Below are 14727 nucleotides of genomic sequence, written 5' to 3' on the forward strand. Positions count from 1 at the left end.
CTGCAACGCAACCCAAAAAACTATGATATAGAAGATTGGGAGACCCTGCATGCAGAACATGAACCACGTGACCGCACAAACCGAGCTGAGCGAAACCGAAACTCGCGAACTCATCGAACGCATGTCGAGCGAGCACAAAACCACGGTTCAGGACCTCGCCGAGGCGATGGATGTCGACGTCGAGGTCGTGATCGCGCGCCTCAACCAGATGCGGGCCGAAAAGGCTCCGCCCGCCCCGCCGATTTTTGCCGAACCGCCGATGGTTCAGCCGGTCTACCAGCGTGGATTCTATGGCCGTCCGCGCCCGCGCAGGCTCGGGTTCATTCTGTGCACGTTCGTATTCGTGGTCGCGCTGAGCAAGGTGATGCACGCCAGCGCGCGCCCTACGCTCGTAAACCCTAGCACGGTCATCCATGGACGCTAGGCACACGCTCGACGAAGACACTCCCGTCGAGTCGGGCGAGCTCCGACAACTCATCGCGCGCCTCGCCGACGACCATCGCCCGCGCATCCGTGACATCGCCGAGACCATGGACGTCGAACCGGCCGTCGTGCTGGAAGAACTGCGCCGCATCCGCGCCGAGAAGGAGCAGGCCGCGCCACTACAGGCGCAAAAATTGGCCGAAGTGCTTGAGATCGCCAAGACGCCGGTCCGGCGCAAGATTTCGATGGCCCCCACCCGCCGCCTCGTGGCGGCGACGGTGACGCTCTTCTCGCTGATGCTGATCGCTAGCTGGATGATCATCCAATCCGCCTCCGCCAAAGCCCCCGAAATTCGCAAGAAGATGGAGCAGGTGAACTATGCCAAGCACTCCGCCGAGATGTCACCGAAAGACCGCGCGGCGTACGAGGCGAAGATGAACGCGGACCGGGCAAAGAGCCATTAGCTCTCTGCTTTCTGCCAACTGCCAATCGCCGACTGGGAGGGTGGGCTTCCAGCCCACTAAGAACTGACCAAAGGAGTTTTGCCCGTTGGGGACTGCCCGAATTTATTCGCGCTTTATCGACCAGAATTGTCTCGCCGGGTCACCCGAACGAATCACTGGAAATCCCCAGCCAAGCGGACGTCATTACGAGTGCCACCCTAAATCCGCTCCCGCATATCCTTCGGCTATACAGGCCACCCGAGTTGGCAATGAGTTTACAACGGCGAGCGAGTCATGCGCGTCGGGTGCTCGCCAGCGAGCGACCGAGCCTCGAAATGCGTGATCGGCTGGTTCACTTGAATCTCGTAGACGCCAGGACTATGGAACGTTTCAAAATTCCGAAGGAACGGCTTGGTGTCGCCGTCGACCGTCAGCATCAGATCGACGACCGGATGGTCAATTTCGATCTCGAAGCGCGGGCCAACGTTCGCGTCGTGCTGCGAACTGTAATGAGCGGGCTGGCTTGAGCCGAGGATCCTTCCCGGTTTGGCGAAATTCATATCTTTCGGCTCGCCGAGCAGGTGCCATGCGTGTCCTCCCGAGCCTAAGACGGATATGAGTGTGTCTGGCACCGAGAGACCTGTGAGGTCGAGTTCCGCGATGACCCCACGAAAGCCAGGACCTGCCTCGAATGGCTGATATTCCCACTCACGCACGATATCGCCAGTCGGGAGATCGATCGCCACAGCCCCAAACATATATGTGGATTGGATCGGTTCTAACTCGTCATTAATGTAGTGAATCTTAATCTTCTCTTTCACTCGCTCTAACGAAAGAAGGTCTTGGGCGTAAAGCCGCCGCTGCAGTTCATACGCCGCCGCCTTGTAGCGACCGCTACTGTCAATTACCGCCCAACTCTGCACCGGCCAAATGTCGTTCAACTGCCAAATCAATGACCCTCGGCAGAACGGCGATCGGCGGAAATGCTCGACCCCCATCCGCAACGCATCGCGCTGATTCAGTTGCGAGAAATACACCCAATCCTCTAGCGATTCCGACTTTGGATAGTGCAATTCGGTGTAGCCCACGAAGGTCTCATAGCCCTTGCGCGTCTTGTCGTGCCAACGCACGGCCGGGCTCTTGTAGTCCCAATCCTCCTCGGCCAAAGTCTCCTCCCACAGCGCCAACGAGCATGACGACGCAAAGCCGTACTCACTGCTGAACCGTGCCTCGGAGTCGAGGTAGTACTTCCAGTCGCCGCGGCCATGCCAGGCGTCCCAGTAGTGCGAATCGCCGACTTTGCCCGCGTTGCAGTCCTTTTCGAGGTCGCCGCAGGGTGAGGTATGGATGTACGACCGCTCCGGGTCGAGCTCCCGCACCAGGCTGGGGTAGAGGTCGTCGTACAGCTTTTCGCCGTACAAACGCGGCGGGTGGGGGTGCCCCATCCAGTTCCATTTGCCCTGCCACATGGTCAGGTTTTCGTTGTTGCCACACCACAGCGCGAGGCTGGCCCGGTGGCGCAGACGCTTCAGATGGTATGTCGCCTCGGTGCGCGCCACGTCCTGCCACTCGTCGGTATCCGGGTAGTACGCGCAGGCGTGCATAAAGTCTTGCCAGACCAAAATCCCAAGCTCGTCGCATAGGTCGTAGAAGTCGTCGGACTCGTACATGCCGCCGCCCCAGATGCGTAGCATGTTCGACCCGAGATCGTACGCCTGCCACAGTCTTTCTTCGTAGCGTGCGCGACTAATAGCGGCCGGAAAAGAGAAATCAGGGATCCAGTTAAAGCCCTTACAATAGACCTTTTTGCCGTTAACCTCGAACTCGAACGACTCGCCGATTTCGTCCTTCTCGCGAAGGAGCTTGACTTGGCGCAAACCGAACTTGATAAACGCCGAGCTTTCATAATTCGGGAGTTCGGCTCTCAAAGTGTAAAGCGGCTGGTCGCCACATCCTGCTGGCCACCATAATTCTGGGCATGGGATCCGAATCACGCCCGTTGAGCTTTCGGCAATGTAATCCCCATACTGGATTGTAAATTTCGGTTTAGCGTCACCGTCGACTTCGCAAATGGCATGTACGGTCACTGACCCATCTTCGTGCCACTCTTGCCGAGCCGACAGATGCGTGATCAGCTTCCCATACTCCACCAGTTTCACTGGCCGCCACACACCGCACGAGATGAGCCGGGGTCCCCAATCCCACCCGAACATGCACTGAATCTTGCGTACGAACGACCGCTCTTCGAACCGCTCGACCGCCTCGGGCAGACCCTGGCTCTGGAAGTACGCCGCCATGCGCTCGGCCCCGGTGTTCAGCGCCGATTTGAAGTCGATTCGAAGCTGATTTTCGGCCTTTAGCTTGCCCGTGACCACGACCTCTAGCGGCACGAACATGTTGTCGTGGCGGGCGATTTCCTCGCCGTTCAGGAAGACGGTACAGACCGTGTCGAGCCCCTCGAACACGAGCTTCTGGTTCGGTTTGTCCTCTTCGGCCTCCCACGTAAAGGTGCATCGGTAGCTCCAGTCGGTCTGGTCGACCCATTGCGCCCCGATTTCGTGCATCCGCTCGTGCGGGTCGGGGATGATGCCGTGCTCCATCAGGTCCAGGTGCACGTGGCCGGGGACCGTGGCCGATAGCCATTCGGCGTCGGAATAGCCGATGACCGCGCCCGGCTTATCCAGCCGCGTCTCGATGAACTCCCACCCGTCGCTGAGGTAGAACGATGAACTCATTTGCTGACGAGTTTACCGGTGTATCGTGGGCGATCTGGGAGGAGAAAGCGGAGATCGGAGATCGGGACATAAAGGACGTAGATGCGATTACGCAGGATGCGGAAGACAGCTAAACTCAAGTCAAATGACTCGCCTCCTTATCCGCGTTGACAATGCTCCGACTCGATGCGAGCCGTATGGCGCAATTCGCTTGCAGCTTCAGACCAAGAAAGCGTTTGAGGAGGCCAAAGATGGCGTCTACACCGTACCCATGAGTCAAAAGGAGAATCGCAAGGGTGAGACGCATTGGGCCGGCGACGGTGTGCACTACCACGGCGACGGACGCCGATTTATCTACCTCGCCTGGATCGGCGAGCGAGGACAGCGGTTTCGACGCATCAAGCTCTACCTCGACCATGTGCCCAACCTTGGCGAAGGCGAAGGCGAAGGCGATGTCGAGGTCACCATCGCCGGGACGATGAAGGACGGCACCCCCGCCTGCTCGACGGCGCGAGTTCTGGACGAGAACAGGAGTGGTTCATAGGGCGGCTCCCACCTCTCGCTTGAGTTCCAACGGAGTGATCCAAGCTTGCCCAGTCCGCAAGGGCTGGGTATCGTTCGACCCTCTTCGTTCAGAAGGCAGAAGGCTCGAAAGCGAACTAGTCGCCGCTGCACAACTGCTTGTACCGCGTAAAGACTCGCTTGATGTAGTCCTTGGTCTCGCGATACGGCGGGATGCCGCCATACTTCTTCACCGCGCCCGGACCGGCGTTGTACGCCGCCAGGGCCAGTGCCAACTTTTCAGGATCGTTGTCGCTTCCTCGATAGCGATCGAGGTGCTCGCGAAGCTGTCGAACCGTGCCGTACAGGTTCTGGTTCGTGTCAAAAACGTCGGTGATGCCGTACTCTTCGCAGTTCTCGTCCATCAACTGGCCGAGGCCCTTTGCCCCTGCGCCGGAGATACAGCCGGGTCGGAAGTCGCTTTCGGTGATGAGCACCGCCACGACGAGCCGGGCGTCCACATCGTACGTGAGGCTCCAGCGGATGACCGCGTCGGCGATTTCGTACGCTTCCGAGTTGCTGAGCTTCTTGTTGTGGTTCTTGATGAACGACGCGTAGATCGAGATAATGCGCGGATCGCCCTTCACACGGCTGACCTTTCCGCCGCGCGAGGCAGTGGTGCCGCGCTTAGCGCCCGTGGTCACGGTTCGCTTGGCCGGGGCCGGTTTGGGTGCGTGGGCGGCTTCGTAGGCCGCGATATCGGCTTCGGGAGCCGCGCCGAGCAGAGTGACTTCGCAGACCGCCAGAGGTTCGGATCGGGTGGCTTTGACCAACAATCGAGCGGCAACGCTTCCGCCCTGAAGCCAATCGGGGATTTCGGTAGCGTCGATGGCTTGCTCGCCCCGGTTGTCCGGGTACTCGACGTAGATGCTGGCCTTGCCGTCGAGCTCCAGCGAACCCTTGACGACGCATTTGAGTTCGAGGACTTTTTCGCCCACAAAGTTGTCGAGCGATTCGACGGGCGAGAATTTCGTTATTTTGTTGGCCTGGCGTAGCGAAAGATACTGGTCCAGCGATTGCGCGGACGCAGACCCAACGATGCTAAGCACCGCAACAATTGTCAACCACTTTCTAATCACAATCAAAAGTTTTCTGGCGGACAGATCGGGATTCGAACCCGAGAAGAGATATTATCCCTTACCCACTTAGCAGGCGGGCGCTTTCGTCCACTCAGCCATCTGTCCACTTCGCGGCTCCCTTATTATATCTTATCGGCTAAACGGCGTGCACAGAAGAGAGTTCGCCTGTATCATGGGGATAAGTAGATTTACCGGGGTCGGGGTTGATTGGGGACGAAATGGAAGCACAGCAAGAACTGTTCGAGCGGCGCTACGCGCAAATCGCGGGCACGGACCGAGTTGGATGGTCCGACGAAGTCACGAGTGCCTTTGCCATCGGCATGTTTCAAAAGCAACTGACGGCCGTCGGGCTTAGTGGCGGAGACTTGGTCGAGTTGGGATGCGGGCGTGGCAACATCGCCCTGGCGTTTGCGCGCCTGGGTTGGAGGTCGATCGGCGTGGATTTTGCGCCCACCGCCGTGCGCTGGGCTCAAGAGTTTGCAACCGAACAGGGCTTGGAGGCTGAATTTCGGGTCGCCGACCTGCGCGAGCCGTGGCCGTTCGACACCGAGTCGTTCGACGCCGTGCTCGATGCCAACTGCCTACACTTCTTCCACGGCGACAACCGTCGTCGCTTCCTCGACGAGGCGCATCGCGTGTTGCGGCCGAGCGGCTACTTCCTCGTCAGCACCATCGTCAACCAACCCGATCCCGAGCATTGGGAGATGCTTCGCTACGACCCGGACGCACGGATAACGCGGCAGGACGGCGTGCCGCTGAATTGCTATGTCGACACGCCGGACCTGATTGGTGAACTCGCCGAAGCGGGCTTTCGGGTGGTGTCGTCGGTGGTCGAGACCCGCGACCACCCGATCATGTGGGCGACGTTGCGGAAGTCGATGTAGAATAGAATCGATGATCCCCGAGGAACTGAAGGGCGTGCTGAGTCAAAACCCGAATATCATGTCGGGCTCGATTTGCTTCGTTGGCACCCGCATTCCAGTCAAGGTTCTGCTCGACAACTATGTCGAGGGCGTTCCGCTGGCCGAGTTCATGGACGCGTACCCCGACGTGACTCTCGAACAGATTCAGGCCGTTCTGCGATGGCAAGATCGTCAGACTCGCGCTGCCCTTGGTCTTGATCAAGCCTCGTGAAAATTCTTCTGGATCATTGCGTCCCGCGACCTTTTGAAAAGTTCCTAGCTGGACATGACGTTCATCACACCAGTCGGCTCGAATGGGGGCATCTCGACAATGGCCATTTGATCGGCGAAGCGGAGGCGAACGGTTTCGAACTGATGATTACGGTGGACCAGAATGTTAGGTATCAGCAGTCGCTTACCGGCAAGAGCGTATGCATCTTCGTTTTGAAGAGTCATTCGAATTCGTTTTGAAGAGTCATTCGAACTCAATACGTGCCCTTCTGCCCTTTGCTCAAATTGTCGATAGCTCATTGGACCGGGTTGTGCCGGGGACCATCGTTGAACTGTCTCTCTGACAAAAAAACGCCCCGAGCCAGCCAGCTCAGGGCGTTTGGATTGGTCAGTCTTACTTGACCAGATCGTCGATCGCGCCGTTCAGAGCGGAGAGGCTCTTGGCGTCGGTGCCGAGGTCCACAAACTTGTCCTCGACCTTCCAGTTCTTGTACACGAAGACCGTGTTCTTGGCGCTGGTGTTGATCTTGTAGTTCTTCACCGCTGGGTTGTCGGCCGTCAGGTAGCTGATCGAAACGTGCTTGAACTCGCGGTTGAGCTCGGGCGATTTGTCCTCGATCATCTTGCCGCCGTCCTTGGTCGTAAAGATAACGACCATGGCCTTAAATTCCTTGTCGGCGTACTTGTCCATCGCCGAATCCAGAGTCTTGGCGAATGCCATGATGGACTTCTGGTCTCCGTTGGTGACCCATGCCTGAACCTGCGGTCGGTTCTGGTAGGTGCACGGGAAGCAGGAGTCAGTGCCCTTCAGGGCGCCAGCCACGTGCTTCGGGTGGAACGGGGTGACCATTTCACCCTTCTCCAAGCCGCTATTGACGAACGCGGTCGCAATCATCGACATTCCGACGAGCGCTCCGATGGCGAGAATTCCTCTATTCATGTTCGTACCTCGCAATAGAAATTGCTTATTTACTCTATGCATTTTAGGCCAAAAAGGTTCCGAACGCAACGTTAAGGATGAAGCTCTAGGAACTTCTCCTTGGTGAGAAGCATGTACACCATGTCGTGGAAGACGCCGTTTTTCCAGTGCTCGCCGGGGATGCGGCCGTACTCCGCGTAGCCGGTTTTCTCCAGCATTCGGCGGGATGCGTGGTTACCGCCCAGGTGGGTGCTCTTCAGCATTCGAAGGCCCAAAACGTGGAAGCCGTATCGGGCGCGTAGGACGGACGCCTCGGTGCCGTAGCCCTGCCCATGTAGGTTCGAAACGCCGATGAAAGAGCCGGTGTTGGCCACGCCGTTGGTGAGGTTGATGTTGTGGATGCCACTTGTGCCGATATGGGTTCCGTCGAGCAGTTCGATGGCCCACACGATGTTGTTGGGGTCCTTGCCGATGCGCTCCATCCACTCCTGTTCGCTCGCGCGAGACATCGGCGTGCCGCGAAAGCCGAGCGTGTCGGTGACGTCGCAGTCATTCACCCACGCGTAAACGTTGTCCAGATGCTTGTCTGGGTCCAAGGGGACCAGACGAATTCTTTTGCCTTCGAAGCCAAATCCCATCTTCGCAGGATACCGGCTCGGTGGTAGTCGGGGCAAAGTGTTCGCATCGGTAGGCCAGTGTGTTTCCGGTCTTCCTCTTTCTGCCGACCCAGATCTAATTGGTTTCCGGCTCGCACTCGCGAAATCAATCGAGACTTCGCTTCGAGACCTGATCCCAACCTACGCTCACAAATTGCAGAGTCGCGAGGCTTTTGCCAGTTTGCTCGATGGGATGGACAAGCCATACGATTTGCGCGATAGCGTCAGAATAGATCACTGGCGAGCCGTTTGGGCTGGCTCTGTTCTGATGGGCGACACGTCTAAAGGGACTTTTCGTGACCTTGGTTACACCGATGAGGACAGGTTGCCCGGCGTCTTGATGGCTGGCCGTCGCCTGCCGCTCTTCGGAAAGGCTCAGCTTTCCCAGGTGCATGAGTACTTTGCCAACGTCGAGAAAGGTCTACCAAGGGATCCGAGCGACTTTGAACAGGCGAAGAAAGTTCTGTCCAAAAGCACAATATGGACTTCCAGACTGGATCTCAGTAAAAGCCTCTTAAGGAATTTTCCCGGGCTTACGGACTTTGCCTGGATAGACGACTTTGTAGCCGAAATGGCAAGGAGAAATGTGATCCGCCAAGCCCTTGCGCTGATGGACTTCGGCGTCAGGGCCAAAGCCCTGCCGTTGGGAGGACGCGCGACACTGGACACTGACGGAAAACCCCTCCGGCTTTCCCATCAGAAGAACGGGTGGGTCGTCTATTCTGTCGGCCAGAATGGTGTAGACCAACTGAACTTTTCGGGACCAATGGTGAAGGACGACTTCATCATCCCCGAAAGCCCTGAAGTTCTGGACCCCAAAGAGTGGAAAGAGCGAACCGTGGTTCGGCCCTGAGCCTACGCCATTCCGATTCGGTCGAGGATCGATTCGATCGTCTCTTCGCTGAACCCTCGGCTGGCCAAGAATCGGGCGACGCGGCCTGGGTTCTGGGAGCCGCTGAACTTCGCATCCACCAACACCAGCGCGCGGCTCAGTTCGTCGAGGTCGGCTTCGGCGAACAACTCGGCCACCACTTCGGGCGGGACGCCGCGGCTTTCCAGCTTCGCTCGCAAAGCCTCGTCGCCGACGGCTCGACGGCCCTCGTTGCGTTCGATTGCCAGCCGCGCCAGGCGCACATCGTCGAGAATCCGCTTGGTTTGCAGGAATTCTAGCGCCTCGCAAATCACGGTCGGCTCGAAATTACTTTCGAGCCGATGGGCGACTTCCTGAATCGTCAGGTCCTGTCGCTTCAGGATTTTCAGCGCGGCCAACAGGGCCGCGTGGACGTCAGAGTTCATCGAGATCGGGTTCTTCTTCGTCCTCGACGACGGCCTGAGCCGGGAGGCTCGCCCGCTCGGCCTTGAAGATGTCTCGTACCTTGCGGTCGATCTCTTCGAACACCTTCGGGTTTTCTTCCAGGTAGGTTCGGGCGTTGTCGCGGCCCTGCCCCAGGCGAATTTCGTCGTAATTGAAATAGGTTCCGCTTCGCGTGATGATGCCCTTGGCGGTGCCGATGTCCAGCACGTCGCCGGCCTTGCTGATGCCCTTGCCAAAAATGAGGTCGAACTCGGCGACCTTGAAGGGCGGCGCAACCTTGTTCTTCACGATCTTGACCTTGGTTCGCGCGCCGGTCTGCTCGGTGCCGTTCTTGATGGCGTCGCCCTTGCGCACTTCGAGTCGGACGCTAGCCCAGAACTTCAGGGCGCGGCCGCCCGGCGTGGTCTCCGGGTTGCCGTACATGACGCCGATCTTTTCGCGAATCTGGTTGATGAAGATACACGCAGTCTTCGACTTGCTGAGCGTGCCGCCCAGCTTTCGCAGAGCCTGACTCATCATTCGGGCCTGCACGCCCACAAACGTATCGCCCATCTCGCCTTCGATTTCCGCGCGAGGGACCAGCGCCGCCACCGAGTCCACAACCACGAGGCCGACCGCGCCAGACTTGATGATCGTGTCCGCGATCTCCAGCGCCTCTTCGCCGCTGCTCGGCTGAGAGATGTAGAGCTTGTCAATATCGACACCCAGCATGCGGGCGTACTCAATGTCGAGTGCGTGCTCAGCATCTACGTACAGGCAGATATCGCCCATCCGCTGCGCTTCGGCCACGCAGTGCAGAGCCAGGGTGGTCTTACCACCCGACTCCGGTCCGTAAATCTCGATGATGCGGCCCCTCGGGATGCCGCCGATGCCGAGGCTCATGTCCAGGCTCAGCGAGCCGGTCGGAATCGCCTCGATGGGCTCCCGGTCGTTGGTGCCCATCTGCATGACTGAGCCTTTGCCAAAATTCTTTTCGACCTGGCTGAGCGCCATCTGAAGCGCCCTCGTCTTCTCACTCGCGTCTCCGTTCGCCAAACCTTTTTCGATGTCCAATGCTGCCTTTCTCACGTTGTATGTTTCCCTGTTGTCTGCGTAATTTATAGACGCGTGTCTAGTATTTATAACCCTTATTGATAATCTTTTGTCAAGTACTTTGCTGGCAATTTTGACAGTTTTCACCCGGACGTTCGTCGCGAACCCGATCCGAATTGTGTTTTAATCAAGTGTGGGCGCCCGTAAGCGAATTTTAGCGTTTCTTGGCGTCGTTTTGGCTTCTCTCGGACCAAGTTCCTTCGCCCAATCCGACGGTGATATTGTCATCCGTATGCTTCCCGGCGGCGGCTATGGCATCCCGCCCAAAGAGTCCACATCCATCACCGCCCAGGTTCGCCGATCGGTCTTCGAGGCGTTCCACCGCTCGCACCCCGGTGTGCGCGTGGTCAACGCTGGGGGCCTCAGCTTCAGCGGGAGCAATCTGGACGATTCGATGTTCCTGATGTCGATGGCGGGCGACTCTTCGCCGGACATCTTTTACGTTAATTTCCGCCAGTACTACACCTTCCTCGAGCAGGGTTTTTGCCGCTCGCTGGACGACCTGATTGCCAAAGACCCGGACGTGATGGCGCGGTGCAATCCCACCGTGAAAAAGGTCCTCACCAGCTACGACGGCAAGGTGTACGCGGTGCCATTCTTCCAGGTCGCCACCGCCCTGTACTACCGCCGGGACTTCTTTCGAAGCGCGGGCCTGGACCCCGATAAGCCGCCCAAGACATGGGACGAATTGGTCGCCGATGCGCAGAAGATGACCGACCCGAAGGTCGGCCGATACGGCTTTGCGCTCTCCAGTCCGCCTGGCTACCAATGGTCGAACTTTCTGTATGCCGCCGGGGGCGAATCGGTGCGACAGGACGCCAACGGAGACTGGAAATCGGCCATCAACACGCCCGCTGCGGGCAAAGCCGTTGAGTTCTTTCGCCGCCTGATGGTGGGCGAGAACCCGCCAGGTACCGTCTCCAAAGACCTCAACGACGACATTCGACGCGGTAAGGCCGCGATGTGGCTGAACTACACCAACGATGTTCTGCTCCAGCAGAGCGAGCTCCCGCCCTCGGTGATCGGCATCGCGCGGGTGCCCGCCGGTCCTGCGGGTTATTCGAACGAGGTGAACGCCGGAATGTGGGCGATCAGTTCGCGCGTCACCGACCCAGCCAAGCTGAAGGCCTGCTGGGATTTCATCAAGTTCTTTGCCGGCGACGAGGCGGCCAAGATCAACACCGATAAGTGCATCGAGCTTGGCATGGGCAACCTGGTGAACCCGTCGTGGCTGAAAAAGTTTGGCTACACGGACCTACTGGCCCAGGTGGACCCCGCCTACGCCGAGGCCAACGACGAGTTGTTCCAGACCGGCCACCCCGAGCCATATGGCAAGAACTGCCAGCAGGTGTATTCGGTGCTGGACAACGCCCTCGACCGCGCTCGCCTCAACCCGAAGGAGCCGGTCGAGCGTATCCTCGCCGCCGCCGAATCGGAGATGAACGACAAGCTGTTAGGCTACACGCCGCCCGAGATCATGGCCCGCCAACGCGGATGGGCTATCGGCATTTTGTCGGTGATCTGTATAGCTTTAGTGTCCTTAGCTATTTATTTCGTACGTCGAGCGCGGGCCAATCCGGTGCACTTCGTCGAACGGATTCCGCCCGGTACCGACCGCCGCAAAATGCGGAGATTCATGACGGTGTGCCTCGCCCCCGCGGTGATCACGATCGCGGTATGGAGCTATTATCCGCTGGCGCGTGGCCTGGAGATCGCGTTCCAGGACTACGGCATCCAGCGTCCGCCACGCTGGGTCGGGCTGGACAATTTCATCGGCGTTTTCACCCAGCCGCTCTTCTACAAGAGCCTATGGAACAGCGTCGTGTACGTCTCGCTGACACTCCTGATCGGGTTCTTCATGCCGATCTTTCTTGCCCTCGCGCTCAACGAGATTCCGCGCTTCAAGGTCCTTTTCCGCACCATTTTCTACCTACCGGCGATGACCTCCAGCATCGTCATCGCGTTCGTGTGGCGGCAGTTCTACGACAAGAGCCCGTCGGGCCTGCTCAACTCCATCGTCGGACCAGTCATCGAGCACGTGGTGAATCCGCTGTTCCATCTGGTCGGGCATGCGCCCTGGCCGACCGCCAACGACTGGCTCGGCGACCCTTCGCTAGCGATGTTCGCCGTCGTGCTCCCCGGCATCTGGGCAGGAGCGGGGCCGGGCTCGATTTTGTACCTCGCTGCGCTGAAGAACATCGCGACCGAGCGCTACGAGGCCGCCGACCTGGACGGCGCGAACTGGCGGCAGAAGATTCGCTACATCACACTCCCGGGCCTCAAACCGCTGATCCTCATCAACCTCCTCGGCGTGTTCATCGCCGGGTTCAAGGCGATGGAAAACGTGTTCGTTCTCACCATGGGCGGTCCTCTGAACTCGACCCGCACGATCGGGCTGGAGGTGTGGCAAAACGCGTTTATGTATCTGAAGTTTGGATACGCGACGGCGGCGGCGTGGGTGATGGGCTCGATCCTGATCGGCTTCACCCTGGTGCAGATTCGAAGCCTGCTGAAGATGCGCTTCTCGACGGCGAGGAGTTAGGGAGAGCTTTTAGCTTTTAGCTTTTAGCTTCTAGCTTCTAGCCTCTAGCCTTCTGCCTTCTGCCGAATAGTGGAGTTCAGCCCTTTGGCAGCCGTGAGCGTCACGAAGTCCCCATCGAGCATCGCGAGGGAAATGGCAAAGTTTCGGTATTGCAATCGATTCGTTCGATGGAGTTCCGCTTGAAGCTAGAAGCTTGAAGCTACTAGCTCAAAGCTCGCCCCGGTTTATACTGTCCAGATGAAACGCGCGCTCGGCCTGATCACCGCCTTGTTCGTCGCCGCGATGACGGCAGCGCAGAAGCCGAATATCGTGTTCATCTACGCCGACGACCTGGGTTACGGCGACACCGGAATCTACGGTGCGAAGGCTGTTCTCACCCCCAACGTGGACAAGCTCGCGCGGGGCGGACGGCGATTCACCAGCGCCTACGCATCCTCCTCGACTTGCACACCATCGCGGTTCTCGCTGATGACCGGCAGCTATGCCTTTCGGCAGAAGGGCACCGGAGTTCTACCCGGCAACGCCGCCTTGATCGTGCCCACCGATCACGCCACGCTCCCATCCATGCTGAAGAAGGCGGGCTACGCGACCGGGATCGTCGGCAAATGGCACCTCGGGCTGGGGTCGGCATCGGCCGAGCAGGATTGGAACCACGTGGTCTCGCCCGGCCCTCGCGAGGTTGGGTTCGACTATTCGTTCATCATGGCCGCGACCGGCGATCGGGTGCCGTGCGTGTATCTGGAAAACCAAAAAGTGGTGGGCCTCGACCCTGGCGATCCCATCCGCGTGAGCTACAAAGCCCCGTTTCCGGGCGAGAAAACCTGCGCCGACGAGTACGACCACCTGAAGATGAAGCCGAGCGACGGGCACAACAACGCCGTCGTGAACGGCATCCCGCGCATCGGATATTCGATCGGCGGCGAGAAGGCGCAGTGGGTCGACGAGGACCGCGCAGACATCTTTACGAATAAGGGTGTGCAGTTCATCGAGCTGAACCGCTCACACCCGTTCTTCCTCTACTTCGCCACCCACGATATCCATGTCCCGCGCGTGCCGCATGCCCGGTTCGTGGGCAAAACCGACATGGGTCCGCGCGGCGACGCCATCGCCGAGTTCGACTGGTCGGTGGGCAAGATTCTAGCGACCCTCGACCGTCTGAACCTGACCAAGAACACGCTGGTGATCCTGACCAGCGACAACGGTCCGGTCCTGGACGACGGCTATCAGGACGAGGCGTTCGAGCGGATCGGCGACCATAAGCCGAGCGGCATCTACCGCGGCGGCAAGTACAGCATCTTCGAGGCGGGGACGCGCATGCCCATGCTAGTGAGTTGGCCCGGCCACGTCAAGTCGGGCATCAGCGACGCGCTGATCTGCCAGACTGACTTCCTCGCGTCGTTCGCGCATCTGGTCGGCCAGCCGCTGAGCGCCCACGACGGCGTGGACAGCATGAACGTAATGGACGCACTGTTGGGCCAGACCGACTCGGCGCGTCAGAGCCTGGTGGAATATGGCGGCTCGCTCGCCATCCGCGATGGCCGGTGGAAGTACATCCAGCCGAGCAAACGGGCGGCGTACGACAAGGAGACGCGCATTGAACTTGGCAACTCGCGAGAGCCGCAGTTGTACGACCTACAAACCGACCCGGGCGAGACGCGCAACGTGGCGAACGAGCATCTGGACGTGGTGATTCGTCTGTCGGATGAATTGGATCGCATTCGAGAAAGCGGTCGGTAAGGGCTCGTCTCGCATGCCAAGACAGCCTCGGGTGGCACGTATAGGTGCGATGGAGTTGGGCTGGTTGAATGCCACTTATCCACCTATGCGTGGTGTTTAGCCCCTTCTTCAAC

The 14727-nt window shown here is 59.0% G+C and carries 15 protein-coding genes and 1 tRNA gene; 8 read left to right on the forward strand and 8 right to left on the reverse strand.

Going from position 1 to position 14727, the window contains the following annotated elements:
* Window positions 1-49 precede the first annotated feature (49 nt).
* Complete coding sequence (locus tag GC165_00515; protein ID MBI1331340.1) at window positions 50-424, forward strand: hypothetical protein; 375 nt, start codon at window positions 50-52, stop codon at window positions 422-424.
* Window positions 414-887 carry a hypothetical protein gene (locus tag GC165_00520; protein ID MBI1331341.1) on the forward strand — a complete coding sequence of 158 codons (474 nt, stop codon included), beginning with the start codon at window positions 414-416 and terminating at the stop codon, window positions 885-887. The genes GC165_00515 and GC165_00520 overlap by 11 nt, the downstream gene beginning before the upstream one ends.
* Before the next feature lie 254 nt (window positions 888-1141).
* Here the strand turns inward: GC165_00520 and GC165_00525 are convergent, their stop codons facing one another.
* Window positions 1142-3601, reverse strand: coding sequence for a hypothetical protein (locus GC165_00525; GenBank protein MBI1331342.1), 2460 nt, complete (start codon window positions 3599-3601; stop codon window positions 1142-1144).
* 124 nt (window positions 3602-3725) lie between these two features.
* On the opposite strand from GC165_00525, the gene GC165_00530 reads away from it, so the two are divergent.
* Complete coding sequence (locus GC165_00530; protein ID MBI1331343.1) at window positions 3726-4124, forward strand: hypothetical protein; 399 nt, start codon at window positions 3726-3728, stop codon at window positions 4122-4124.
* 115 nt (window positions 4125-4239) lie between these two features.
* On the opposite strand, the gene GC165_00535 is transcribed toward GC165_00530, so the two are convergent.
* Together GC165_00535 and GC165_00540 are read right to left on the reverse strand one after the other, a co-directional pair.
* On the reverse strand, window positions 4240-5244 hold the full coding sequence (locus GC165_00535) for a transglycosylase SLT domain-containing protein (GenBank protein MBI1331344.1): 1005 nt from the start codon (window positions 5242-5244) through the stop codon (window positions 4240-4242).
* Window positions 5235-5325: transfer RNA gene (locus GC165_00540), tRNA-Ser, on the reverse strand. Before GC165_00540 ends, GC165_00535 begins: the two co-directional genes overlap by 10 nt.
* A 113-nt stretch (window positions 5326-5438) precedes the next feature.
* Between GC165_00540 and GC165_00545 the strand changes: the two genes are divergently transcribed.
* Both GC165_00545 and GC165_00550 read left to right on the forward strand, forming a co-directional pair.
* On the forward strand, window positions 5439-6104 hold the full coding sequence (locus tag GC165_00545) for a methyltransferase domain-containing protein (GenBank protein ID MBI1331345.1): 666 nt from the start codon (window positions 5439-5441) through the stop codon (window positions 6102-6104).
* A gap of 10 nt (window positions 6105-6114) precedes the next feature.
* The gene (locus GC165_00550) at window positions 6115-6354 is read left to right on the forward strand and encodes a DUF433 domain-containing protein (protein ID MBI1331346.1); all 240 of its coding nucleotides are present in this window, start codon (window positions 6115-6117) and stop codon (window positions 6352-6354) included.
* A gap of 44 nt (window positions 6355-6398) precedes the next feature.
* Here the strand turns inward: GC165_00550 and GC165_00555 are convergent, their stop codons facing one another.
* The 3 genes from GC165_00555 to GC165_00565 form a co-directional block, all read right to left on the reverse strand.
* The gene (locus GC165_00555) at window positions 6399-6578 is read right to left on the reverse strand and encodes a hypothetical protein (protein MBI1331347.1); all 180 of its coding nucleotides are present in this window, start codon (window positions 6576-6578) and stop codon (window positions 6399-6401) included.
* A gap of 169 nt (window positions 6579-6747) precedes the next feature.
* On the reverse strand, window positions 6748-7293 hold the full coding sequence (locus GC165_00560) for a hypothetical protein (protein MBI1331348.1): 546 nt from the start codon (window positions 7291-7293) through the stop codon (window positions 6748-6750).
* Between the two features lie 71 nt (window positions 7294-7364).
* Window positions 7365-7910 (reverse strand): GNAT family N-acetyltransferase, encoded by a 546-nt coding sequence (locus GC165_00565; protein ID MBI1331349.1) that lies wholly within the window; start codon window positions 7908-7910, stop codon window positions 7365-7367.
* A 172-nt stretch (window positions 7911-8082) separates the two neighbouring features.
* Between GC165_00565 and GC165_00570 the strand changes: the two genes are divergently transcribed.
* Window positions 8083-8781, forward strand: coding sequence for a hypothetical protein (locus tag GC165_00570; protein MBI1331350.1), 699 nt, complete (start codon window positions 8083-8085; stop codon window positions 8779-8781).
* Window positions 8782-8783: 2 nt separating this feature from the next.
* Here the strand turns inward: GC165_00570 and GC165_00575 are convergent, their stop codons facing one another.
* Both GC165_00575 and recA read right to left on the reverse strand, forming a co-directional pair.
* On the reverse strand, window positions 8784-9224 hold the full coding sequence (locus GC165_00575) for a hypothetical protein (protein ID MBI1331351.1): 441 nt from the start codon (window positions 9222-9224) through the stop codon (window positions 8784-8786).
* Window positions 9214-10278 (reverse strand): recombinase RecA, encoded by a 1065-nt coding sequence (recA, locus tag GC165_00580; GenBank protein ID MBI1331352.1) that lies wholly within the window; start codon window positions 10276-10278, stop codon window positions 9214-9216. Before recA ends, GC165_00575 begins: the two co-directional genes overlap by 11 nt.
* Before the next feature lie 190 nt (window positions 10279-10468).
* Between recA and GC165_00585 the strand changes: the two genes are divergently transcribed.
* Window positions 10469-12877, forward strand: a complete 2409-nt coding sequence (locus tag GC165_00585; protein ID MBI1331353.1) for an extracellular solute-binding protein — start codon at window positions 10469-10471, stop codon at window positions 12875-12877.
* Between the two features lie 237 nt (window positions 12878-13114).
* Entirely contained in the window at window positions 13115-14614 is a 1500-nt protein-coding gene (locus tag GC165_00590) for a sulfatase-like hydrolase/transferase (protein ID MBI1331354.1), read from the forward strand.
* Window positions 14615-14727 lie beyond the last annotated feature (113 nt).

The sequence above is a fragment of the Armatimonadota bacterium genome (assembly GCA_016125185.1).
In the GTDB taxonomy this organism is placed as follows: domain Bacteria; phylum Armatimonadota; class Fimbriimonadia; order Fimbriimonadales; family Fimbriimonadaceae; genus Fimbriimonas.